A 23,731-nucleotide genomic window follows, 5' to 3' on the forward strand; every position below is an offset into this window, starting at 1 on the left:
ATAAAACAGCCCCGGTTACTTAACTTTTTGCTGGAAGGCTCAACCTACGCGGTAGTTTGGCGCTTCTTTGGTGATTTGCACGTCGTGAACGTGGGACTCGGCCATGCCAGCGCCGGTGATCCGCACGAACTCAGGCTTGGTGCGCATTTCTTCGATGTCGGCACTGCCGGTGTAACCCATCGAGGAACGCAGGCCGCCCATCAATTGATGGATGATGGCGCTCAATGTGCCCTTGTAAGGAACACGCCCTTCGATCCCTTCCGGAACCAGTTTCTCGGCGCCTGCCGAGGAGTCCTGGAAGTAACGGTCGGAGGAGCCTTGAGCCTGGGACATGGCGCCCAGCGAACCCATGCCGCGGTAAGCCTTGTACGAACGACCCTGGAACAGTTCGATCTCGCCTGGCGCTTCTTCAGTACCGGCGAACATCGAGCCCATCATCACGCAGGAGGCACCGGCAACGATGGCCTTGGACAGGTCACCGGAGAAACGGATGCCGCCGTCGGCGATCAACGGAACGCCTGTGCCTTCGAGGGCAGCGGCGACGTTGGCGATGGCACTGATTTGCGGGACGCCGACACCGGCGACGATACGGGTGGTGCAGATCGAGCCTGGGCCGATACCGACCTTGACTGCATCGGCGCCTGCTTCGGCCAGAGCCTTGGCGGCAGCGCCGGTGGCGATGTTGCCGCCGATGACCTGCACTTCAGGGAAATTCTGTTTGACCCAGCGAACGCGGTCGATCACACCTTTGGAGTGACCGTGAGCGGTGTCGACCACCACCACGTCAACGCCGGCATTGACCAGGGCAGCTACGCGATCACCGGTGTCTTTACCGGTACCGACTGCTGCACCAACACGCAGACGACCTTGATCGTCCTTGCTGGCCAGCGGGTAAGCCTTGGCTTTTTCGATGTCGTTAACGGTCATCATGCCTTTGAGGGCAAATTTGTCGTCGACGATCAGCACGCGTTCGATGCGGTGTTTGTGCAACAACTCGCGGACGTCGTTCTTGTCGGCGCCTTCCTTGACCGTGACCAGACGCTCTTTAGGCGTCATCACTTGACGGACGGTGGCGTCCAGACGGTTTTCGAAACGTACGTCACGGGAAGTGACGATGCCGACCAGGTCGCCATCGTGCAAAACCGGAACGCCGGAGATGTTGTGCATGCGGGTCAGTTCGAACAGTTCACGAACCGTGGCGTCAGCCTCGATGGTGATCGGGTCCTTGACCACGCCGGCCTCATAACGCTTGACCTTGCGCACTTCGGCAGCTTGCTGCTCGATGGTCATGTTCTTGTGGATAATGCCGATGCCACCTTCCTGAGCCATGGCAATTGCCAGACGGGCTTCAGTAACGGTGTCCATGGCGGCAGAAACCAGAGGAATATTCAGCTCGATGCCACGGGTTAGGCGGGTCTTGAGACTGACTTCGTTAGGAAGCACCTCGGAATAACCAGGCACTAGGAGAATGTCGTCGAATGTCAGAGCTTCTTGGCTGATACGCAGCATCGCGGGGGCTCCCGAGCGGGAAAATGGAAGCGCGCCATTATAGTCAGACACCCCCTCGGGTTCAATGTAAAACTCTGTCTATTTCGACACGGTCGATCGACGGGTATTTAACGCCGAATTCTGTAGGAGCACAGCTTGCTGGCGATGGCGCCCTTAAGTCCGCCATCGCCAGCAAGCTGTGCTCCTACAGTTCGACTTTCACCCAACTGACAGGTTGATCGAGCCAATCGGCAAATTCGTCGATAAAGCTCTGTTTGAACCCGGCCTCGGCCCAGTTGTTGAAGATAAAGCCCAGGTTGGAAAAGCCGCATTCCTGCAGGAAAAGAAACCCGTTGATGTCGTCTTCATGCCCGCATTCCGGACACGTGAAGTTATCGGTGCGCCCCGGCATCCAGTCTTCCAGGCTTTCGAACAGCGCTTCGCCGACTTCCTTGCGGCACTCGACGCAGCCCGCCTCTTCAAGGAAACCCTTGGCGGGCGTGTAGATGCAGCGCTTGGTGATGATTTCCAGGCCATTGATCGGTTCGCCGAACGGCAGCGCTTCAGGATGCAGCACGACAGCGCGGGCACCGTCGGCGATGGCATGAGCCATGCGGTTGCCAGTGCGGCCACAGGTGGTCAGTTCTTCTTTAATGATGTTCTTGCGTACCAGCCAACGCACGACCGCCCGGGCCCGGGGTTCGTGCACCGGCAGGGTGGAGATTTTCGGAACGATGATGCTTTGCGAATTCATGGGTGCAGCCTACTGCGTTAAATAGAAAGTTCTGCGGTGTGCCACCCGACGCCTTCGCGGGCAAGCCCGCTCCCACAAGGAATGGCGGTGTACATAAAAGTCATGTCCCCCCGGTCACTTGTGGGAGCGGCGGTGCGACGATTCGACTTGCCCGCGAAGGCGTCAGGGCGGCCGGCAGCTTAATCCCTGACGAAATCCGGTCAAGCACTCAAATAACGTCCGATCAAGGCAATTCCGCTGGCCAGCACCAACCAGGTCACCAGCCGCACAAACGCCTCGCGGGACAATCTCATGGTCAACCGCCGGCCGATCCACAGGCCCACTGCCATCGCCGGCAATAAACACAGAGCCAATACCAATAAGGGTAGCTCGGCGTACACACCTGCGACGGCAAACAGGCTCAAGCGCACCACCGTGCTGCAACTGATCAGCGCACTCTGGGTCGCCCGGGCCGCCTCTTTGGGCAGACGACTGTTCAAATAGATCGCATATAAAAAACCGCCACTGCCAAACAAGGCCCCGAACATCCCGCCCACCGTGCCCATTGGCACGGCCCAGGCGGCGGACAATTGGGTCGGACGGGTTTTGACCCACAAGCTGTAAATCGCATATGCGCTGATAAACAGCCCCATCAACAGCAACAACACATCGGATTTCAGATTCAGTAGAAAAATAACCCCCAGCGTGCAGCCGACCGCCATGCACGGCAGCAACCGCAGCAACTCAGGCTTCGCCACATCCCGTCGCGAAGGCAGCAGATTGCCGAACGCCGCGACGAAATCCAGCAGCACCAACAGCGGCACGATCTTCGACAGCGGCATGAACAGGATCAGAATCGGCCCCGCCACCAGCGCCGTGCCGAAACCGGCTATGCCGAACACGATGTAGGCCAGGGCAATGCCCAACGCGATTACCAGCCAGTCCGTAGCGCCGAATGGCCATTGGTGCAACAACTCAAGCACGTTCATTCCCGTCTTCCCTGAATCCCGGAGCTGACTTTACCCCTGTGGGAGCGGGCTTGCTCGCGAATGCGGAGTACTAGTCGACATCAATGCTGGATGACAGACCGCATTCGCGAGCAAGCCCACTCCCACAGGGGGATTTTCGTTGGGTCATGGAGATTGATCGCCGAATGCCTTTAAACTGCGCCCCATGATTAAAGATCCCTTTGCAAGACTCGGCCTGGACCGTGAAGTCCTGACTGTCAGCCAGCTCAACGGCCGCGCGCGGGTGTTGCTCGAAGACGTGTTCAGCAACATCTGGGTCGAAGGCGAAATCTCCAACCTCGCCCGTCCGGCGTCCGGCCATGTGTACTTCACCCTCAAGGACAGCGGTGCCCAGGTGCGTTGCGCACTGTTCCGGCAGAACGCCGCACGAGTGCGCCAGGCATTGAAGGATGGCCTGGCGGTGAAGGTCCGCGGCAAGGTTTCGCTGTTCGAGGGCCGTGGCGATTACCAGTTGATCCTCGATACCGTGGAGCCGGCCGGTGACGGTGCGCTGCGTCTGGCCTTCGATGCACTGAAAGAAAAACTCAGCGCCGAAGGCCTGTTCAGCGCCGAGCGCAAAGTGCCGCTGCCCGCGCATCCGCAACGCATCGGCATCATCAGCTCGCCCACCGGCGCGGTGATTCGCGACATCATTAGCGTATTCCGCCGTCGTGCGCCGCAGATCCAACTGACGTTGATCCCCACTGCCGTGCAGGGCCGCGAAGCCACTGCGCAGATTGTCCGCGCATTGAAACTGGCGGACGCCCGCGGTTTCGATGCGTTGATCCTGGCCCGTGGCGGCGGCTCGCTGGAAGACCTTTGGTGCTTCAACGAAGAAGCCGTAGCGCGCGCCGTGGATGCCTGTGTGACGCCGATTGTCAGCGCCGTTGGCCATGAAACCGACGTGTCGATCAGCGACTTCGTAGCCGACGTCCGCGCCCCGACGCCTTCCGCCGCTGCCGAACTGCTCGCGCCGGACTCCAGTGACCTGGTCCGTCGGCTCGAAAGCCTGCATCGACGGCTGGTGATGCGTATCCGCGACCGCTTGATGCGTGATCGACTGCGCCTGGAAGGCATGTCTCGCCGCTTGCGTCATCCCGGCGAACGTCTGCGCCAGCAAGCGCAGCGCCTGGACGATCTGGACATGCGCATGCGCCGCGCGTTCGAACGCAGCCTCAATACCCGTCGCGAACGGTTGATCCGCCTGGAAACCCGCCTCGCCGGGCAACATCCGGGACGGCAACTGGCGATGCTCCGTCAGCGCCTCGACAGCCTTGCCGAACGCTTGCCCCGTGCCATGCGCGAAGGGCTCAAATCCCGTCGCCTGCAGCTGCAAAGCCAGATGCAGACCCTGCATGTGGTCAGCCCGTTGGCGACCCTTGGCCGTGGCTACAGCATCTTGCTGGACGAACGCGGCAACGCGATCCGCAACGCCGCGCAAACCCACAACGGTCAGCGCCTGAAAGCCAGACTTGGCGAAGGCGAACTGCAAGTGCGGGTCGAAGACAATCACCTGACGCCTGTCACCCTTTCTTTACTGGATTGATCCATGCCGCGTTTTTTAGCTCCGCTGCTGTTGCTGTGCCTGACCTTCAATGCCCACGCCGACAGTTACATCACTCGCCTGTTGAACAAACCGGTGCCGGGCGGCGTGGCCGTGGTGGATCTGGGTGCCTCTGCGCAGGCGCCGAAGGCCAGTTATCAAGGCAAGCCTGTGCTGGTGGTCAAGGAACAGAACAACTGGCTGGCGATTGTCGGTGTGCCGCTGACGGTTAAACCGGGCACGCAGCAGGTCAGCAGTGACGGGCGGAATCTGAATTTCACGGTCGGCAACAAGAAATACCCGGAACAGCACATCACGTTGAAGAACACGCAGCAGGTCAATCCGAACCCGGAGAATCTCAAGCGCATCGAAGGTGAGTTGGCCGAACAGATCCAGGCTTACCGCAGCTTCAGCCCCAACACCCCGAGCAATCTGTTGCTGGACAAACCAGTCAACGGCCCGCTGTCGAGCAAGTTCGGCGTGCGCCGCTTCTTCAATGGTGAAGAGCGTAACCCACACGCCGGCCTGGACTTCGCCGTGCCTGCCGGTACGCCGATCAAGACCCCGGCTGCCGGCAAGGTGATCCTGATCGGCAACTACTTTTTCAACGGCAACACGGTGTTTGTCGACCATGGGCAGGGGTTTATCAGCATGTTCTGCCACATGTCGAAAATCGACGTGAAGGTCGGCCAGCAATTGGCCCGTGGTGGGGTGGTCGGGAAAGTGGGGGCCACCGGGCGGGCGACCGGGCCCCATATGCACTGGAACGTCAGCCTGAATGATGCGCGGGTTGATCCGGCCATCTTTATAGGTGCATTTCAGCCCTGAATAGGCGGTGACGCGGCTAGCCTCATCGCGAGCAGGCTCACTCCCACATTGGATTTGTGTTCACCATAGATCAACTGTAGGAGTGAGCCTGCTCGCGATGGCGGAATAACAGACACCATCTATTCCGCCTCCAAGTCCTCAATCCCATGAATCTCCCTGTGTGCCAGGCACTCTTTGATCCACGCCTGAGTTTCCTCCGAGAAGCCCGCCAACTCTTCAGCGCTGATCAACTCATGCGTACACAGCCCCAGCAAGTGAGCAGGCGCCTCATTGCGTGAGTGACCGAACACGCCAAACGCCCAATACAGCTCCTGTTGACCCGCCTTCAGCCTTTCCTCACTGGCTTCAATACGCTCGTAAGGCGCAGTGCTTTTATCCAGCACGATGCGCTCGACTTCTTCCATGATCCGGATGCACAGCCGCTCATGGGCCAACGGACGCAGTGCGCTATAAAGTTTCCAATCCGACTCGTTCATTGCCGACTCCTGCCTGACAGTAGTCCTTGGTGAGGCTTTAAGAATAGCCGCGCTGACACGCCCCATCACCGAAAGCCTTCAATTGCGCATCGCTCAAACCTCGCGCAAACATAAAAACGATCACCGCCGTTCACCGCAATAAAATCTCGATAACCATGACTTTTCGAGGATTCCTCTCAATTTTTTTCGACCGCTTGCCATCCTTCACCCTCGCGGTTAGGGTTGAAGGCATGAAAACCTCTCACACCCTCATCCAGCTTCGCCAGCACCGCAGCCTGTGCCTTGTCAGTGCACGACTGCCAGGCTGAATCGCGGTGCCTCGTCCTACGCTTTATCCCCAGAACATTTGATCCACCGGCAGGCCGCCTTTTTTCGGCCCACACAATAAGGATTTCCCGATGAGCATGCTCAAAGACCCGTCTTCGAAATACCGCGCGTTCCCGACCATCGACATTCCGGACCGCACCTGGCCGTCGAAGACCATCACCGCCGCGCCGATCTGGTGCAGCTCCGACCTTCGTGATGGTAACCAGTCGCTGATCGAGCCAATGGACGCGGTCAAGAAGCTGCGTTTCTGGAAAACCCTGGTGTCGGTCGGCGTGAAAGAAATCGAAGCGTCGTTCCCGGCGGCTTCGCAAACCGACTTCGATTTCGTGCGCACCCTGATCGAAGGCAACCATATCCCGGACGACACCACCATTCAGGTGCTGACCCAGGGCCGTGAAGATTTGATCGAGCGCACCTTCGAATCCCTGCGCGGAGCGAAGAAAGCCATCGTTCACCTGTACAACGCCACCTCCCCTTCCTTCCGTCGCATTGTCTTCAACCAGGACAAGGAAGGGGTCAAGGCCATCGCCGTGAACGCGGCCAAGCTGTTCGTCAAATATGCCGCCCAGCAGCCAAACACCGAGTGGACCTTCGAATACTCGCCAGAAACCTTCAGCGCCACCGAGCTCGAGTTCGCCAAGGAAGTCTGCGACGCCGTCATCGAAGTCTGGAACCCGACGCCTGAGCACAAGGTGATTCTCAACCTGCCAGCCACCGTCGAATGCGCGACCCCGAACATCTATGCCGACCAGATCGAATGGTTCGGCCGTCACATCAACCGTCGTGACAGCGTGATCATCAGCCTGCACACCCACAACGACCGTGGCACTGGCGTTGCGGCTACCGAACTGGGCCTGATGGCCGGCGCCGACCGTGTCGAAGGCTGCCTGTTCGGCAACGGCGAACGTACCGGTAACGTCGACCTCGTGACCGTGGCGCTGAACCTCTACACCCAGGGCATTCACCCTGAGCTGGACTTCTCCGACATCGACGGCGTGCGCAAAGTCGTCGAAGAATGCAACCAGATCCAGGTGCACCCACGTCACCCGTACGTCGGCGACCTGGTTCATACCGCGTTCTCCGGCTCCCACCAGGACGCCATCCGCAAGGGCTTCGCCCAGCAGAAACCGGACGCCCTGTGGGAAGTACCGTACTTGCCGATCGACCCGGCCGACATCGGCCGCAGCTACGAGGCGGTGATCCGCGTCAACAGCCAGTCGGGCAAGGGCGGTATCGCTTACCTGCTGGAACAGGAATACGGCATCAGCTTGCCGCGTCGCATGCAGATCGAGTTCAGCCAGGTGGTGCAGCGTGAAACCGATCGCCTGGGCCTTGAGATGACGGCTCAGCAGATCCATGCCCTGCTGCACAGCGAGTACTTGCAGGCCAACACCCCGTACGCGCTGGTCAGCCATCGCCTGCAGGAAGAAAACGGTCATAGCGCCGTCGAAGTGGAAGTCTCGGGCAAAGGCCAGGGTGAAACCAACCTGCACTGGCGTGGCAAGGGCAACGGTGCCCTCGAAGCGCTGGTGGCCGGTCTGCCGATTCCGGTTGAGATCATGGACTACAACGAACACGCCATCGGTTCGGGCACCAATGCCAAAGCGGCGGCCTACATTGAACTGCGCGTGAACGGTGAACGTGCGGTGCACGGCGTCGGTATCGATGAAAACATCACTACCGCCAGCTTCAAGGCTTTGTTCAGCGCACTTAACCGCTCGCTGAGCCAGCCGGAAGCGAAAGCGGCGTAAGCCTTCGCTGCAATGCAAAAGGCCCCGAGGTGCGAACCTTGGGGCCTTTTTGTTTGCTTGGGATTTTTGTGTTGCCTGTTCTGGCGTCTTCGCGAGCAAGCCCGCTCCCACAGTAGATCTGAGGGGTACACAAAATCTGTGTTCACACCAATCAAATGTGGGAGCGGGCTTGCTCGCGAAGACGCCGGGGCAGGCAGCGGAGATATCAGGTGAACTCGAAGGTATCGGCATCCAGGTTTGCCGGAAACCGCGTGCGATAAGCTTGAAGGTCAGCAGCATTCAGAACAACCTGAAACACCCCATCCGCCTCGCCTGCACTGAGCAATGTCTCACCCTGGAAGTCCAGCACCTGACTGTCACCGGTGTAGGCAAAACCTTTGCCGTCAGTACCAACGCGATTCACCGCCGCCACGTAGCAGAGGTTCTCGATCGCCCGCGCTGGCAGCAAACGGTTCCAGTGCTGACGCCGTGCCCCCGGCCAGTTGGCGGTGTACAGCAGCAAATCAGTGTCTTGAGCATCGCGACTCCAGACCGGGAAGCGCAGGTCGTAGCAAATCAGCGGCCGCACGCGCCAACCCTTGAGTTCGAACTGCACCTGACGCTCACCGGGGGTGAAGTGGTTGTGCTCGCCGGCCATGCGAAACAGATGGCGCTTGTCGTAGTGCCACACCTCGCCGTCCGGCCGCGCCCACAACAGGCGATTGCGATGACTGCCGTCCGCCACCTGGACGATGATACTGCCGGTGATCACCGCATCCAGTTTCGCCGCCTGAACCCGCAGCCATTTGCTGGTGGGACCGTTTTCCGATTCGGCGAGCGTTTCCGATTCCATGGAAAAACCGGTGGTGAACATCTCCGGCAGGATGATCAGGTCAGCGCCGCGAGCCTGTTCCAGCAATGGCTCGAAATGCTCCAGATTAGCCTCTCGATCGTGCCAGGCCAGGGTGGTCTGGACCAGCGCGATGTTCAGATTGGGTAGCGCACTCAAATCACGCATAGTTTTGCCGCTGCTTCACGCAGGGTCTCCTCGCGTTTGGCGAAGCACAGTCGCACCAGGCGCTGGCCTTCGGGTGGGGTCTGGTAGAACACCGAGATCGGGATGCTCGCCACGCCATGTTCGCGGGTCATCCACAACGCCATCTCGACGTCGTTGAGGTCCGGGCGAATCTGCGAGTAATCGACCAATTGGAAATACGTGCCGGCCACTCGGCTGAAACTGAAGCGCGACGGTGTTAGCAGATCGCAGAACAGATCGCGCTTGGCCTGATAGAAAGCCGGCAGTTCTTCAACGTGTTCCGGGTGCTCGGCCATGAAGTCGGCCAAGGCATATTGCAGCGGCGTTACACCGCAGAAACTGACGTATTGGTGAACCTTGCGCAGCTCCGCTGTGAGGGCCGGCGGTGCGACCACGTAGCCTGTTTTCCAGCCAGTGACGTGATAGGTCTTGCCAAAGGAGCTGACCACGAAAGCACGCTGATACAGCTCTTCGTGATTCAGCACGCTGGCGTGAGGCACGCCATCGAAGACCAGGTGTTCGTAGACTTCGTCGCTGACGATGTAGATGTCGCGATCTCGAATCAACGCCGCCAGCTGATCCAGCTCGGCACGACTGATCAGTGCGCCACTTGGGTTATGTGGAGAGTTGAGGATGATCATCCGCGTGCGCGATGTAATGGCTTCACCCAGCTTCTGAAAGTCGATGGCGAAGTCATTCAGGCCCAACCGCACATGGACGCAACGACCACCGGCCAGCTCAACCGAGGGTTCATAACTGTCGTAGGCCGGGTCGAACACGATCACTTCGTCGCCGCTGTGGATAACCGCCTGAATAGCGCAGAAAATCGCCTGGGTTGCGCCGGGCGTGACGGTCACTTCATGGTCGACATCCACATTGACGCCGTAGCTGCGGGCGATCTTCGCCGCAATCTGCTGACGCAATGCCGGAAGGCCGGTCATCGGCGAATACTGGTTATGGCCATTGGCGATATGCCGACCGACCGCATCGCACAGGGCCTGCGGGGCGTCGAAGTCAGGAAAACCCTGGGACAGGTTCAGCGCCCCGGTTTGCGCCGCGAGCTGAGACATCTGCGTGAAGATAGTGATGCCGACATTCGGCAGCTTACTGGTGATCATCGGTGATTCCCTGCTCTATCCCCCCGGCTCTACGGCGGCGCGGGAGAGCCCGAGAATAGCCCAAACGACGCCCATAAAAAAAGGGCGCCTTAAGCGCCCTTTCTGGAACCCGATCCTGTGGGAGCGTGGCTTGCCCGCGATGGCCGCACCGCGGTGTAACAGATACACCGCGTTATCGTTCATCGCGGGCAAGCCACGCTCCCACAGGAATCAGGTAGCCGTAAATCAGCGCTTGTCGCGGCGCTTCTTGTCGGCTTTCTTGTGGTGCGACATCATCCGACGCTTCTTGTTGACCTGACGGTCCGTGAGCGAGTTCTTGTTGCCTTCGTACGGGTTCTCGCCGCCCTTGAACTCGATGCGGATCGGCGTACCGACCAGTTTCAAGACACGGCGATAAGTGTTTTCCAGATAGCGCACGTAAGACTTCGGCACCTTCTCGATCTGGTTACCGTGAATCACGATGATCGGCGGGTTCGCGCCACCCAAGTGAGCATAACGCAGCTTGATCCGACGGTTGTTGACCATCGGCGGCGCGTGCTCACCGACCGCATCTTCCAGAATCGTGGTCAGGCGGTTGGTTGGCCAGCGGGTAACCGCAGACTTGAACGAGTTCTGTACGGAGGCGTAGAGGTTGCCCACGCCCGTGCCGTGCAGGGCTGAGATGAAGTGAATGTCGGCGTAGTCAACGAAGAACAGTCGACGTTGCAGCTCGACCTTCACGAAGTCGCGCTCACTCGGCGTCATGCCGTCCCACTTGTTGATCGCGATCACCAGCGCACGACCCGACTCAATGGCGAAGCCCAGCAGGTTGAGGTCGTGATCGACCACACCTTCGCGGGCGTCCATTACAAAGATCACCACGTTGGCATCTTTGATCGCTTGCAGGGTTTTGACCACGGAGAACTTTTCAACTTCTTCGTGGATCTTGCCGCGCTTGCGCACACCAGCGGTGTCGATCAGCGTGTACTTCTCGTCGTTACGCTCGAACGGGATGTAGATACTGTCGCGGGTGGTGCCGGGCTCGTCATAGACGATTACCCGGTCTTCACCGAGCATACGGTTGACCAGGGTCGACTTGCCGACGTTCGGACGGCCGATGATCGCGATCTTGATCCCGTCTTTTTCGCTAGGGCCAGGAATGCGCTTGGCTTCCTCGCCTTCGGCAACGATCTCTTCTTCGCCTTCTTCCAGCTCGTCATCGTCTTTCGGGAAGTCGCTCAGGGCGATTTCCAGCATCTGGGTGATGCCACGACCATGAGCACCGGCGATCGGGATCGCGTGGCCCATGCCCAACGGGGCGAATTCGGCGCGGGCCATTTCAGGGTCGATGTTGTCGACCTTGTTGGCAACCACGTAAGAACGCTTGTTACGTTTGCGCAAATGCTCGGCGATCATCTGGTCGGCGGCGGTGAAACCGGCCTTGGCATCTACCAGGAACAGAACGACATCCGCTTCCTCAATGGCCAGCAGCGACTGCTCGGCCATTTTTTCGTCCATACCGTGCTCGTCACCGGAGATACCGCCGGTGTCGACCAGAATGTAGGAACGCCCTTGCCACTTGGCCTCACCGTATTGGCGATCACGGGTCAGACCAGACAAGTCGCCAACGATGGCGTCGCGAGTCCTGGTCAGGCGGTTGAACAAGGTGGACTTGCCGACGTTCGGTCGGCCCACCAGGGCGATTACGGGAACCATGCGGCTCTCCACTTCGTTATTTCAGAAAATACAAAAGCCGCTGCTAGGCAGCGGCTGGTGCTCGGGGCAGCACTGTGGAAGCGGGCTTGCTCGCGAAAAAAAGTAGCAGCACCGCGTTTATTCAGGCTGTACGCGTCATCTTTGACGCCTTTCGCGAGCAAGCCCGCTCCCACAGGTGAAGCCGCTTGGGGGTTAAGCCCAAGCATAGTCAAACCTTTACTTAATGGTCAGGGCTTCCAGTTTGCCGCTGTTGCCATACAGATAAATCGTGTCACCCACCACCAGCGGACGGGCACGCAGGCCGGCGCTGTCGATGCGTTCGCGGCCGACGAAACGACCGTCCACCTGGCTCAGCAGGTGCAGGTAGCCTTCCATGTCGCCGACTGCAACGTAGCTGGAGAACACTTCCGGAGCCGACAGTTGACGGCGAGCCAGCGAATCGTTGCTCCACAAGGCTGTGGTGGAACGTTCGTCGACGCCTTCAACGGTGCCCGAAGACAGGCTCACGTAGACGTTGCCAAAACCCTGGGCGACACCGGCATAGCTGGAAGCATCACGCTGCCAAAGCTGACGACCGCTTTGCAGGTCCAGTGCCGCAACGCGACCCTGGTAGCTGGCGACGTACAGCGTTTCGCCGGAAAGCAGCAGGCCACCGTCGATATCGACAACGCGCTCCAGTTCCGAACGACCCTGTGGAATGGCTACACGTTGTTCCCAGACCGGCACGCCGTTGGAAATATCGAGAGCGACCACTTTACCGGTCGACAGGCCAGCCACCGCGAGGCGGTTGGTGACGATCGGCGCACTGGTGCCGCGCAGGGTCAATACCGCCGGAGTACTGTCATACAACCAGCGCTGGGTGCCGGTAGCGGCATCCAGACCGATCAGACGGTCATCCTGAGTCTGAACGACAACGACATCACCGTTGTTGGCCGGCGGCGCGAGGACTTCACTGGACACGCGAGCGCGCCATTTCTCTTCACCGTTGATGGCGTCCAGGGCAACGATTTCACCCTTGATCGTACCGATCAGGAGCAGACCGTAACTGACGCCGACAGCGCCGGAAACAGGCAATTCGAGATCTTTCTTCCATTTGACGTCGCCATTGCTGCGATCCATCGCCATCACCACACCGGTGACGTCGGCGGCATAGATGGTATCGCCATCGATCGCCGGAACCAGCATGTTGTACGACTCGCCCTGACCGTCACCGATCGAACGACTCCACTGCTTTTGCAGAACCACTTCTTCTTTGAAGTCGGTCAACTCGGCCGGTGGCAGTTCTTTTTTGCTGTTGCTGCTGCAACCCGCGGCCAATATGGCCAGAGCCAGCAATGCTGCATGTTTCCAACGAATCACGTCACGCATCCCCTTTGGCCAGGTCGTCCAGCTTGATTTGTAGGCCACCCACTGCCGCTTCATCCGACAGTGCCGCCTTGGCTTTTTGATACGCCGTGTTCGCTTCGTCGGTACGACCCAACTGCACCAGCAGGTCGCCTTTGAGTTCTTCGCGAGTGGCCAGGAATGCTTTATCGGCATCACCTTCGAGCAGCTTCAGGGCTTCATCGGCCTTGTTCTGCGCGGCCAGCACCTGAGCCAGACGCTGACGAGCAATTTCGCCCAGCGCCGGGTTGGCCGGTTTGGCAACAATGGCTTTCAGCTCGCTGGCTGCGTCATCCAGCTTGCCGCTGTCGACCGCAACTTTTGCCACGAACAGGCTGCCGTACTGCGCGTAAGCGCTACCGCCGAACTCGCTGTTGAGCTTGCCGGCCAGGTCCGCAACACGGGCGGCATCAGGCTTGCCGTCTGGCGTCAGCGTGGTTTCCAGCAGTTGCTGATAGAGCATCGAGGCGCCTTGCGACTGATTGCTCTGATACTTATGAAAGGCCTGCCAGCCGAACACGATGACCAGCGCCAACAGGCCGCCAGTGACCAGGGGCTTGCCGTTGCGTGTCCACCAGTCCTTAAACTCCGCCAGATGTTCGTCTTCGGTACTCGACACCCCAATACTCCTTAATCGCTAAATCGGCTGTTTGACAGCTTCAACCCTGCACGACGCAGGTGGCCAGGTGTGCAGCAAGCGCATCCCAGGCAATGCTTTGTTGTTCGCCCTGGCCACGCAGGGGTTTGAAACCTACCACTTGCTGGGCCATTTCGTCGTCACCGAGGATCAGCGCGTACAACGCACCGCTCTTGTCGGCTTTCTTGAACTGGCTTTTGAAGCTGCCGGCGCCGGCATTCACTTGCAGGCGCAGGTTGGGCAATTGATCACGAACACGTTCACTCAGGGCCAGACCGGCCAGCTCGGCGGCTTCACCGAAGGCACAGAGGTAGACGTCGACCTGACGGGAAATCTCTTCCGGGATCTGTTCCAGGGTTTCAAGCAACAGCACCAGGCGCTCGATGCCCATGGCGAAACCAACGCCCGGGGTCGGCTTGCCGCCCATTTGCTCCACCAGACCGTCGTAACGACCACCAGCACACACGGTGCCTTGGGCGCCCAGCTTGTCGGTGACCCATTCGAAAACGGTCTTGCTGTAGTAATCCAGCCCGCGAACCAGCTTCGGGTTGATCACGTAAGGAATGCCGGCGGCGTCCAGGCGAGCCTTGAGGCCCTCGAAGTGCACGCGGGATTCTTCGTCGAGGTAGTCGGCCATTTTCGGCGCGTCGACCAGGACCGCTTGAGTGTCGGCGTTCTTGGTATCAAGAACCCGCAGCGGGTTGGTTTTCAGACGGCGCTGGCTGTCTTCGTCCAGCTTGTCCAGGCGGGCCGAAAGGAACTCGACCAGCGCTTCGCGATAACGACCGCGGGATTCGGCAGTGCCCAGGCTGTTGAGTTCGAGCTTGACCGCATCACGGATGCCCAGCTCGCCCCACAGGCGCCAGGTCAGCACGATCAGCTCGGCATCGATGTCCGGACCGTCGAGGTTGAAGACTTCGCAACCGATCTGGTGGAACTGACGATAACGGCCTTTCTGCGGACGTTCGTGGCGGAACATCGGGCCGATGTACCAGAGTTTCTGCACCTGGCCTCCGCCGGTAATGCCATGCTCGAGCACCGCACGCACGCAGGCCGCTGTGCCTTCGGGGCGCAGGGTCAGGGAGTCGCCGTTGCGGTCGTCGAAGGTGTACATCTCTTTTTCGACGATGTCGGTCACTTCACCGATGGAGCGCTTGAACAGCTCGGTGAACTCGACGATCGGCATGCGGATCTGCTTGTAACCGTAGTTATCCAGCAAACGCGAGACAGTGCCTTCGAAATGACGCCACAGGGGAGTCTGCTCGGGCAGGATGTCGTTCATGCCACGTATGGCTTGCAGAGACTTGCTCACTATAAATCCTTAAATTCGTTCGGCTCTTTAGTCGGGCTCAGCCACGCGCGATAACGGCAGCGTCAGCTTCGACCTTTTCGGCCGCTTTCTGGCGGATCAAGCGTTCAAGCTCATCCACCAGATTGTCATTCGTCAGTTTCTGCGACGGCTTGCCGTCGATGTAAATCAGGTTTGGCGTGCCGCCGGTCAAGCCGATATGGGCTTCCTTGGCTTCGCCCGGTCCGTTGACCACGCAACCGATGACCGCGACATCCAGCGGCACCAGCAGGTCTTCGAGGCGCCCTTCCAGCTCGTTCATGGTTTTGACCACATCGAAGTTCTGCCGCGAGCAGCTCGGGCAGGCGATGAAGTTGATGCCACGGGAACGCAGATGCAGGGATTTGAGAATGTCGTAGCCGACTTTCACTTCCTCGACCGGGTCGGCCGCCAACGAGATGCGAATAGTATCGCCAATCCCTTCGGCGAGCAGCATACCGAGGCCCACGGCGGATTTCACCGTGCCTGAACGCAAACCACCGGCTTCGGTGATCCCTAAGTGCAGCGGCTGAACGATTTCCTTGGCCAGCAAGCGGTAAGCGGCGACGGCCATGAACACGTCAGAAGCTTTCACACTGACCTTGAAGTCCTGGAAGTTCAGGCGTTCAAGGTGCTCGACGTGACGCAGGGCAGATTCAACCAGCGCAGCCGGAGTCGGCTCGCCGTATTTCTTTTGCAGGTCTTTTTCCAGGGAACCGGCGTTCACGCCGATGCGGATCGGAATCCCGCGATCACGGGCGGCATCGACTACCGCACGCACGCGGTCTTCGCGACCGATGTTGCCCGGGTTGATGCGCAGGCAGTCAACGCCCAGTTCGGCTACGCGCAGAGCGATCTTGTAGTCGAAGTGGATGTCGGCAACCAACGGCACCTTGACCAGTTGCTTGATCTTGCCGAAGGCTTCAGCGGCATCCATGTCGGGCACGGAAATACGCACGATATCGACGCCAGCGGCTTCCAGACGATTGATCTGGGCCACAGTGGCGGCGACGTCGTTGGTGTCGCTGTTGGTCATGCTCTGCACAGCGATAGGCGCATCGCCGCCAACGGGCACGTTACCGACCCAGATCTTGCGGGATTCGCGACGTTTGATTGGAGATTCGCCGTGCATGACTTATTGACCCAACTTCAGGCGAGCAGTCTCGCCACTGGTGAACGGAGCGACATCAACCACCTGCCCGTTGTAGCTGACCTGCGCGCCACGGGCGAAGCCCAGACGCACGGAAAACGGTGGTTTGCCGCTGACGGAAACGTTTTCGCCTTTACGCTTGAGACCGCTCAACAACACCTTGCCGGTGCCATCGGTCACTTGCGTCCAGCAATCAGAAGTGAACTGCAGTTGAACCTGACCTTGGCCGGCAACCGAAGCAGCCGCTGCTGGAGCGGGAATGGTCGGAGTAACCGAAGCGCTCGCAGGCGGGGTTGATACAACAGGAGCCGTCGGGGCTGGCGCGACTGGAGTCGAGACAACCGGAGCGGTGCTGTGAGCCGGTGCAACAGGCGTTGGCGCGGGTGCAGCGGGCGCAGTCGCTTCAGCTTCGGCCGGCGCTTCAGCCGACGTCTCGGCTTGCGGCAACGCAAGAGCGGTTGTGCCTTCAGCCTGACCTTGCGCGACGGCCTGGTCTTCCGGCTCATCCAGCGGATGGATCTGGGTGGTGCCGTCAGCGCCTTCGACTTCAACGTGTTCCGGGCTCAGGCTGATCAGGTCTTTGGTACGCAGTGAGGTTTGATCCTGCCACCAGACAAAACCACCACCAATCACTGCGATCAGCAACAGCAGGCTGACAATTCGCAAAATGGTGTGGGAAACCCGAACCGGCTCTTCGATACGCCCCAGGCTATGAACGTTGCTGCCCTGGGAGTCGGTGCCGGTGGATTGGTCGAACTGTTGGACCAGTACGGTTTGATCCATGCCGAGCAATTTCGCGTAGGCGCGAATATAACCGCGAGCAAAGGTATGCCCAGGCAGCTTGTCGAAAGCGCCGGCTTCCAGATTGCTCAGGGAATTGACGGTGAGGTTGAGCTTGAGGGCCACTTCGGCCAGCGACCAGCCATTGCTTTCGCGGGCCTGGCGTAAAGTCTCACCGGGATTAACGCGATTCGCTGCTACAACTTCGGGATGCGCCGCTTTCATCATTGCTCCGACAGGTATTGCTGATATTCCGGCGTACCGGGATAGAGTCGTTTTAGTTGCAGGCCAAAACTGGCGGCCTTGTCGCGATCTTCAAACACTTTTGCCAGCCGAACGCCGAGCAATAGACTACGTGCATTTTGCTCGGTGAGCAGGCTAAAACGATCGTAATAGTCACGCGCGGGCACATAATGCCTGTCTTCGAAGGACAACTCAGCCATTTCCAGCAATGCACGCGGCTGTTGGCGATTCAAACGCAGGGCTTTTTCCAGCTGCTGCTGGGCCAGATCACGCTGCCCGAGCTTCGAAGCGGTCATTCCGAGGTTCTCGAACACCCGCGAACGCTCAGGGTACAAGGTATCGGCGGCGGCCTGTTCAAAGCGTTCGTAAGCTTCTTTGTAGCGTTTCTCTTCGAAAAGAAAACTGCCGTAGTTGTTCAGGATTCGCGCATCGTTGGGGCGGGAAGACAGCGCCTTGCGAAAATGCTGATCCGCCAGCTCCGGCTCCATCTCGGCCTGGAATACCAGACCCAGCGCAGCGTTGGCATCCGGATCCGAGTCATCCAGATCCAGCGCTTTCTTTAACGGTACTTTCGCCCGTTCGGTCATGCCCTGCTGCAAGTACCCCAAGCCCAGCTGCACATAGGCAACGCGCGCTTCATCGCGGCCCTTGCTGGTCTTCATCGGGTTGAAATCGCCCGACAGGACACAGCCAGCACACAGGCTGGCCAACAGCAAAAGCAGCGCGAAGCGCAGGGACATAGAGATCCTCTCTTAATTATTGTTCGCAGCGTTTGTTGCGATATCGTTTTCGGCGCTTAACTCGCGCACGGCGATATAACGTTCGCTGCGACGGGTGCGATCCAGCACCTGTCCTACCAATTGGCCACACGCGGCATCGATGTCTTCACCGCGGGTGGTGCGTACGGTGACATTGAAACCGGCATGGTGAAGCTGATCCTGGAAACGACGAATCGCGTTGTTGCTCGGGCGCTCGTAACCGGAATGCGGGAACGGGTTGAACGGAATCAGGTTGATCTTGCACGGGATGTTCTTGAGCAACTCGATCATCTCAACGGCATGTTCAACCTTGTCGTTGATGTCCTTGAGCAACGTGTACTCAATGGTCAGCACGCGCTTCTCGCCCAGGGACGACATGTAGCGCTGGCACGAATCGAGCAGCATCTTAAGCGGATACTTCTTGTTGATCGGCACCAATTGGTTACGCAATGCGTCGTTCGGTGCGTGCAGGGACAACGCCAGGGAGACATCGATGTGCTTGGACAGCTCATCGATCATCGGCACCACACCCGATGTAGACAGGGTTACGCGGCGCTTGGAGATCCCGTAGCCCAGGTCATCCATCATCAGATGCATGGCGGCCACGACGTTGTCGAAGTTCAGCAGCGGCTCACCCATGCCCATCATCACCACGTTGGTGATGGCACGGTCGGCGGTCGCCGGGATGCTGCCGAACGATTTATTGGCAATCCACACCTGGCCGATGACTTCGGCGGCAGTGAGGTTGCTGTTGAATCCTTGCTTGCCGGTGGAGCAGAAACTGCAATCCAGGGCACAGCCTGCCTGGGACGAAACGCACAAAGTGCCGCGTTTGCCCTGGGGAATGTACACGGTCTCAACGCAGCTGCCGGACGCCACGCGCACCACCCACTTACGGGTGCCGTCGGTGGAAATGTCCTCGCTGACCACTTCAGGACCGCGAACTTCGGCAATAACCTTGAGCTTGTCGCGCAAGGCCTTGCTGACGTTCGTCATGGCGTCGAAATCATCGACGCCAAGGTGGTGAATCCATTTCATTACCTGACCGGCACGGAAACGCTTCTCCCCGATTGAGTCGAAGAATTTTTCCATTTCCAGCTGAGTCAGACCCAGCAGGTTGGTTTTTACAGTCGATGTAGTCATGGATTCACCTTCACTCTTAAGCCAATGCTTAGCGAGTGGTTACTTCAGTAGCTGCGAAGAAGTACGAGATTTCGCGAGCAGCAGCGGCTTCGGAGTCCGAACCGTGTACAGCGTTGGCGTCGATCGAATCAGCGAAGTCAGCGCGGATGGTACCGGCAGCAGCTTCTTTAGGGTTGGTAGCGCCCATCAGCTCACGGTTCAGAGCGATAGCGTTTTCGCCTTCCAGAACCTGAACGACAACCGGACCGGAGATCATGAAAGCAACCAGGTCGTTGAAGAAACCACGAGCGCTGTGCTCAGCGTAGAAGCCTTCAGCTTCAGCTTTGGACAGTTGCTTCAGTTTCGAAGCTACAACGCGCAGGCCAGCTTTTTCGAAACGAGTGGTGATCTCGCCGATAACGTTTTTTGCAACAGCGTCAGGCTTGATGATGGAGAAAGTACGTTGAACAGCCATGGTGTAACTCCAGAAACGGTAATTTGCGAAAAATTAAACCCGCGAATTATACGCGGGTTCTTGGGTATTGCCTAACTGCATACGGCGCAGACTCAGTCTGCTTCTTCGATCCAGGCAGCCTGAATGGCTTCAAGCACCTTCTCGCCACCGCGGGTCGGATCATCACTGAACTCCGGCAATGCCAGCACCCATTTGTGCAGATCGACGAAGTTCACGTAACGCGGATCCACATCCGGCTTGGATTCAGCCAGCTGGATCGCGATTTCCAGCACATCAACCCATTTCAGACTCATTTCAGTTCCTTGAATCAGTGCGGCGCTTCAGCCGCATGGTTGACCGAGTATTTCGGGATTTCGACAGTCAGGTCTTCAGTCCCGACGATCGCCTGACAGCCTAGACGCGATTGCGCCTCCAGACCCCAGGCACGATCCAGAAAGTCTTCTTCCAGCTCGTCCGCCTCTTCCAGCGAGTCAAAGCCTTCACGAATGATGCAATGACAGGTGGTGCAGGCGCAGACGCCGCCACAGGCGCTTTCCATCTCGATATGGTGTTCGTGGGCCAGCTCGAGAATGGATATGCCGGGCTCAGCCTCCACAACCATACCTTCCGGGCAGAACTTCTCGTGTGGCAGAAAAATGACCTGCGGCATCGTTATTCCTCAATCTCATTCAGGTTGCGCCCCGCCAGCGCGGCTTTCACCGTCGAGTCCAGGCGGCGGGCGGCAAAGGCGTCGGTCACTTGCGACAGACGCTTGGTCTGCTGCTCGATGGCGTAACCATCAGTACCTTTCATCAGTTCGGTCAGTTCCTGCATCTGCAATTCGATGACCATGCGCTCTTCGGCATCAAGCAAGCGCTCGCCATCGACATCGAGGGCGCCCTGCACCGCTTCGATCAGGCGCTGGGCATCGACCTGCTGTTCACGCAAGACACGCGCGACCTTATCGTCGTTGGCGTGCTGGAACGAATCCTTGAGCATCTTGGCAATTTCGCCATCCGTCAGACCGTAGGACGGCTTGACCTGGATGCTGGCCTCAATGCCCGAGCCCAGCTCGCGGGCAGAAACGCTGAGCAGACCGTCGGCATCGACCTGAAAGGTCACGCGAATCTTCGCCGCACCGGCCACCATCGCCGGAATGCCGCGCAATTCGAAGCGTGCCAGGGAGCGGCAGTCGCTGATCAGCTCGCGCTCGCCCTGCAATACGTGGATTGCCATGGCCGACTGGCCATCTTTATAAGTCGTGAAGTCCTGAGCGCGGGCGACAGGGATGGTGGTGTTGCGTGGAATCACCTTTTCCATCAGGCCGCCCATGGTTTCCAGCCCCAGGGACAACGGAATCACGTCAAGCAACAGCAACTCATCGCCATCGCGCTTGTTGCCAGCCAGGGTATCGGCCTGGATCGCGGCACCGATGGCTACTACTTGATCCGGATCGATTTCGGTCAGCGGTTCGCGACCGAAGGCTTCAGCGACGGCTTCGCGGACGCGAGGCACGCGAGTCGAGCCGCCGACCATGACCACCGCGTGCACCTCGTCCAGCTCGATGCCGGAATCACGCACAGCGCGGCGACAGGCTTTCAGGCTGCGGGCAACCATGGGTTCGATCAGCGTATTGAAGGCTTCACGGGTCAGCTCGGCTTTCCAGTCGCCATAAGCGACCTCAACGGACGAGGCATTGGTCAGCGCTTCTTTGGCCGCACAAGCGGTTTGCAGCAGATTGCGCTGCTCACCCGGATCGAGGTCGGCGGACAAACCGGCGCTCTCGATAATCCAGCCGGCGATTGCATGGTCGAAGTCATCGCCACCCAGCGCGCTGTCGCCGCCGGTGGCCAAAACCTCAAACACACCGCCGGTCAGGCGCAGAATCGAAATATCGAAGGTGCCACCACCCAGGTCATAAATCGCGACCAGGCCTTCAGCGTGCTGATCCAGACCGTAAGCCACAGCGGCAGCGGTCGGCTCATTAAGCAGACGCAGCACATTCAGACCGGCCAGTTTGGCCGCATCCTTGGTGGCTTGACGCTGAGCATCGTCGAAATAGGCCGGAACGGTGATTACCGCGCCCACAAGTTCGCCACCCAACGTCGCTTCGGCGCGCTGACGCAGCACCTTAAGGATATCGGCGGAGACTTCGACCGGGCTTTTCGGGCCCTGAATCGTGTCGATGAACGGCATGTGCGACTCGCCGCCGACAAAGCGGTACGGCAGTTGATCGCCCAATTGCTTGACGTCGGACAGACCACGACCCATCAAGCGCTTGACCGACAGCACAGTGTTCAAAGGGTCGGTGGCGGCAGCCAGCTTGGCCGACTCGCCGACTTCAACGCGATCAGCGTGATAGCGCACGGCAGACGGCAGAATGACCTGCCCATCTGCGTCAGCCAGAGGTTCGGAAAGACCACTGCGCAACGCAGCGACCAGCGAATTGGTAGTGCCCAAGTCGATCCCCACAGCCAGACGACGCTGGTGTGGTTGAGGACTTTGGCCGGGTTCGGCGATCTGCAGTAGGGCCATCGTTATCAGGACTTATCTGTATATCAGGCGTGCGACCGGAGCGGCACTGGGTTAATCGTCGAGGCGCTCTTCTAACTGGCGCACTTCGTAGGTGAGCTTGTCGAGGAACTGCATGCGTCGCATCAGGCGCTCGGCCTGTTCACGTTGCGCTGCATCATCCCAACAGGCCGCGAAGCTTTCGTTCAGTTCATCCTGCGCAGTCTTCAGGCGACGCTTGAACACTGCAACACCCGCCAGGTCGGCGCTGTCTTGCAGGTCTTCGAGCTCTTCACGCAGCTCCATCTGCTGCAGAAGAAACTCCGGATCATGCACCGTGACCTCCAGCGGCAGCTCGCGACCGCCCATGGCGAGCAAGTAACGCGCGCGCTTTGGGGGACTTTTGAGCGTCTGGTAGGCCTCGTTGAGGCTCGCGGATTGCTCTAGCGCCAGCCGCTGCTCGCGCTCGGAAGCGTCTGCAAAGCGGTCCGGATGAACACCGCGCGCCAACTCACGGTAGCGCGTGGCCAACTGATCGAGATCCAGACGGAAGCTCGGTTTCAGCTCAAATAAAGCGAAATGACAAGGAGTACCCACGAGCAGCCTCAGATATTGAAGCTTTCGCCGCAGCCACATTCACCGCGCACGTTGGGGTTGTTGAACTTGAAGCCTTCGTTCAACCCTTCCTTGACGAAATCGAGTTCGGTGCCGTCCAGGTAGGCCAGGCTTTTCGGGTCGATGATCACTTTCTCGCCGTGACTTTCGAACACCTGATCCTCTGCAACCACCTCGTCGACAAACTCCAGCACGTAGGCAAGGCCGGAACAGCCTGTGGTGCGAACACCCAGACGAATCCCTTCACCTTTGCCGCGCCCGTTGAGGGAGCGTCGCACGTGTTGAGCAGCCGCTTCTGTCATGCTGATAGCCATCGGTGACTCCTTACTCGTCGCCAAAACTTGAAAGTCAGATCAAGCCTTTCTTCTGCTTGTAGTCGCGAACGGCCGCTTTGATAGCGTCTTCAGCAAGTACGGAGCAGTGAATTTTTACTGGCGGCAGAGCCAGTTCTTCAGCCAGCTGAGTGTTTTTGATGGTCTCTGCTTCATCCAGAGTCTTGCCTTTCATCCACTCGGTCGCCAGGGAGCTGGAGGCGATAGCCGAACCGCAACCATAGGTCTTGAACTTGGCGTCTTCGATGATGCCTTGCTCGTTGACCTTGATCTGCAGACGCATCACGTCGCCGCACGCCGGAGCGCCGACCATGCCGGTGCCGACATCAGGGTCTTCCGCGTCCATCTTGCCGACGTTGCGCGGGTTCTCGTAGTGGTCGATGACCTTTTCGCTGTAAGCCATGATTCTTAATCCTCACTCATCAGAGAGTCGCTCTT

At 59.0% G+C, this 23,731-nt stretch carries 24 protein-coding genes; 3 read left to right on the top strand and 21 right to left on the bottom strand.

Annotated elements, in window-relative coordinates:
- Positions 1-39 precede the first annotated feature (39 nt).
- The 3 genes from guaB to DFS28_RS13835 form a co-directional block, all read right to left on the bottom strand.
- Positions 40-1,509, bottom strand: coding sequence for an IMP dehydrogenase (gene guaB, locus DFS28_RS13825; RefSeq protein WP_102616756.1), 1,470 nt, complete (start codon positions 1,507-1,509; stop codon positions 40-42).
- Between the two features lie 184 nt (positions 1,510-1,693).
- A complete protein-coding gene (locus DFS28_RS13830) occupies positions 1,694-2,242 on the bottom strand; it encodes a sugar ABC transporter ATPase (protein WP_111450269.1) in 549 nt (182 codons plus the stop codon).
- A gap of 200 nt (positions 2,243-2,442) precedes the next feature.
- On the bottom strand, positions 2,443-3,210 hold the full coding sequence (locus DFS28_RS13835) for a sulfite exporter TauE/SafE family protein (RefSeq protein ID WP_111450270.1): 768 nt from the start codon (positions 3,208-3,210) through the stop codon (positions 2,443-2,445).
- A gap of 184 nt (positions 3,211-3,394) precedes the next feature.
- Between DFS28_RS13835 and xseA the strand changes: the two genes are divergently transcribed.
- The gene (gene xseA, locus DFS28_RS13840; RefSeq protein ID WP_111450271.1) at positions 3,395-4,774 is read left to right on the top strand and encodes an exodeoxyribonuclease VII large subunit; all 1,380 of its coding nucleotides are present in this window, start codon (positions 3,395-3,397) and stop codon (positions 4,772-4,774) included.
- Positions 4,775-4,777: 3 nt separating this feature from the next.
- Positions 4,778-5,599 (top strand): peptidoglycan DD-metalloendopeptidase family protein, encoded by an 822-nt coding sequence (locus DFS28_RS13845; RefSeq protein WP_111450272.1) that lies wholly within the window; start codon positions 4,778-4,780, stop codon positions 5,597-5,599.
- Positions 5,600-5,718: 119 nt separating this feature from the next.
- Here DFS28_RS13845 and DFS28_RS13850 read toward each other — a convergent pair whose 3' ends face one another.
- Positions 5,719-6,075 carry a hypothetical protein gene (locus DFS28_RS13850; RefSeq protein ID WP_111450273.1) on the bottom strand — a complete coding sequence of 119 codons (357 nt, stop codon included), beginning with the start codon at positions 6,073-6,075 and terminating at the stop codon, positions 5,719-5,721.
- Positions 6,076-6,473: 398 nt separating this feature from the next.
- Between DFS28_RS13850 and leuA the strand changes: the two genes are divergently transcribed.
- The gene (leuA, locus tag DFS28_RS13855; RefSeq protein WP_008147766.1) at positions 6,474-8,153 is read left to right on the top strand and encodes a 2-isopropylmalate synthase; all 1,680 of its coding nucleotides are present in this window, start codon (positions 6,474-6,476) and stop codon (positions 8,151-8,153) included.
- 205 nt (positions 8,154-8,358) lie between these two features.
- Here leuA and DFS28_RS13860 read toward each other — a convergent pair whose 3' ends face one another.
- From DFS28_RS13860 to iscU, 17 genes are all read right to left on the bottom strand, one after another.
- Positions 8,359-9,150 carry an amidohydrolase gene (locus DFS28_RS13860; protein WP_111450274.1) on the bottom strand — a complete coding sequence of 264 codons (792 nt, stop codon included), beginning with the start codon at positions 9,148-9,150 and terminating at the stop codon, positions 8,359-8,361.
- A complete protein-coding gene (locus tag DFS28_RS13865; RefSeq protein WP_111450275.1) occupies positions 9,138-10,286 on the bottom strand; it encodes a pyridoxal phosphate-dependent aminotransferase in 1,149 nt (382 codons plus the stop codon). The genes DFS28_RS13860 and DFS28_RS13865 overlap by 13 nt, the downstream gene beginning before the upstream one ends.
- A 225-nt stretch (positions 10,287-10,511) precedes the next feature.
- Complete coding sequence (der, locus tag DFS28_RS13870) at positions 10,512-11,981, bottom strand: ribosome biogenesis GTPase Der (RefSeq protein WP_046046039.1); 1,470 nt, start codon at positions 11,979-11,981, stop codon at positions 10,512-10,514.
- 216 nt (positions 11,982-12,197) lie between these two features.
- The gene (bamB, locus tag DFS28_RS13875; protein WP_033053665.1) at positions 12,198-13,349 is read right to left on the bottom strand and encodes an outer membrane protein assembly factor BamB; all 1,152 of its coding nucleotides are present in this window, start codon (positions 13,347-13,349) and stop codon (positions 12,198-12,200) included.
- A complete protein-coding gene (locus DFS28_RS13880) occupies positions 13,342-13,983 on the bottom strand; it encodes a tetratricopeptide repeat protein (protein ID WP_111450276.1) in 642 nt (213 codons plus the stop codon). Before DFS28_RS13880 ends, bamB begins: the two co-directional genes overlap by 8 nt.
- A 40-nt stretch (positions 13,984-14,023) precedes the next feature.
- Entirely contained in the window at positions 14,024-15,313 is a 1,290-nt protein-coding gene (gene hisS / locus DFS28_RS13885) for a histidine--tRNA ligase (protein ID WP_095131570.1), read from the bottom strand.
- A gap of 37 nt (positions 15,314-15,350) precedes the next feature.
- Positions 15,351-16,460 (bottom strand): flavodoxin-dependent (E)-4-hydroxy-3-methylbut-2-enyl-diphosphate synthase, encoded by a 1,110-nt coding sequence (gene ispG / locus DFS28_RS13890; protein WP_010457850.1) that lies wholly within the window; start codon positions 16,458-16,460, stop codon positions 15,351-15,353.
- 3 nt (positions 16,461-16,463) lie between these two features.
- On the bottom strand, positions 16,464-17,483 hold the full coding sequence (locus tag DFS28_RS13895) for a RodZ family helix-turn-helix domain-containing protein (protein ID WP_111450277.1): 1,020 nt from the start codon (positions 17,481-17,483) through the stop codon (positions 16,464-16,466).
- Positions 17,483-18,241 (bottom strand): type IV pilus biogenesis/stability protein PilW, encoded by a 759-nt coding sequence (gene pilW, locus DFS28_RS13900; RefSeq protein ID WP_111450278.1) that lies wholly within the window; start codon positions 18,239-18,241, stop codon positions 17,483-17,485. The genes DFS28_RS13895 and pilW overlap by 1 nt, the downstream gene beginning before the upstream one ends.
- A 12-nt stretch (positions 18,242-18,253) precedes the next feature.
- A complete protein-coding gene (rlmN, locus tag DFS28_RS13905; RefSeq protein ID WP_111450279.1) occupies positions 18,254-19,402 on the bottom strand; it encodes a 23S rRNA (adenine(2503)-C(2))-methyltransferase RlmN in 1,149 nt (382 codons plus the stop codon).
- A 28-nt stretch (positions 19,403-19,430) separates the two neighbouring features.
- On the bottom strand, positions 19,431-19,856 hold the full coding sequence (ndk, locus tag DFS28_RS13910; RefSeq protein ID WP_007903599.1) for a nucleoside-diphosphate kinase: 426 nt from the start codon (positions 19,854-19,856) through the stop codon (positions 19,431-19,433).
- Between the two features lie 92 nt (positions 19,857-19,948).
- Positions 19,949-20,149, bottom strand: a complete 201-nt coding sequence (gene iscX, locus DFS28_RS13915) for a Fe-S cluster assembly protein IscX (RefSeq protein WP_008147746.1) — start codon at positions 20,147-20,149, stop codon at positions 19,949-19,951.
- Between the two features lie 14 nt (positions 20,150-20,163).
- Positions 20,164-20,505 (bottom strand): ISC system 2Fe-2S type ferredoxin, encoded by a 342-nt coding sequence (fdx, locus tag DFS28_RS13920; protein ID WP_111450280.1) that lies wholly within the window; start codon positions 20,503-20,505, stop codon positions 20,164-20,166.
- 2 nt (positions 20,506-20,507) lie between these two features.
- Entirely contained in the window at positions 20,508-22,370 is a 1,863-nt protein-coding gene (gene hscA / locus DFS28_RS13925; RefSeq protein ID WP_111450281.1) for a Fe-S protein assembly chaperone HscA, read from the bottom strand.
- Positions 22,371-22,421: 51 nt separating this feature from the next.
- On the bottom strand, positions 22,422-22,943 hold the full coding sequence (hscB, locus tag DFS28_RS13930) for a co-chaperone HscB (RefSeq protein WP_008070981.1): 522 nt from the start codon (positions 22,941-22,943) through the stop codon (positions 22,422-22,424).
- Positions 22,944-22,951: 8 nt separating this feature from the next.
- On the bottom strand, positions 22,952-23,275 hold the full coding sequence (gene iscA / locus DFS28_RS13935; RefSeq protein WP_007903589.1) for an iron-sulfur cluster assembly protein IscA: 324 nt from the start codon (positions 23,273-23,275) through the stop codon (positions 22,952-22,954).
- A 34-nt stretch (positions 23,276-23,309) separates the two neighbouring features.
- Positions 23,310-23,696 (bottom strand): Fe-S cluster assembly scaffold IscU, encoded by a 387-nt coding sequence (iscU, locus tag DFS28_RS13940; RefSeq protein ID WP_003443374.1) that lies wholly within the window; start codon positions 23,694-23,696, stop codon positions 23,310-23,312.
- Positions 23,697-23,731 lie beyond the last annotated feature (35 nt).

This window comes from Pseudomonas sp. 478 (assembly GCF_003254125.1).
Taxonomy (GTDB): Bacteria; Pseudomonadota; Gammaproteobacteria; order Pseudomonadales; family Pseudomonadaceae; genus Aquipseudomonas.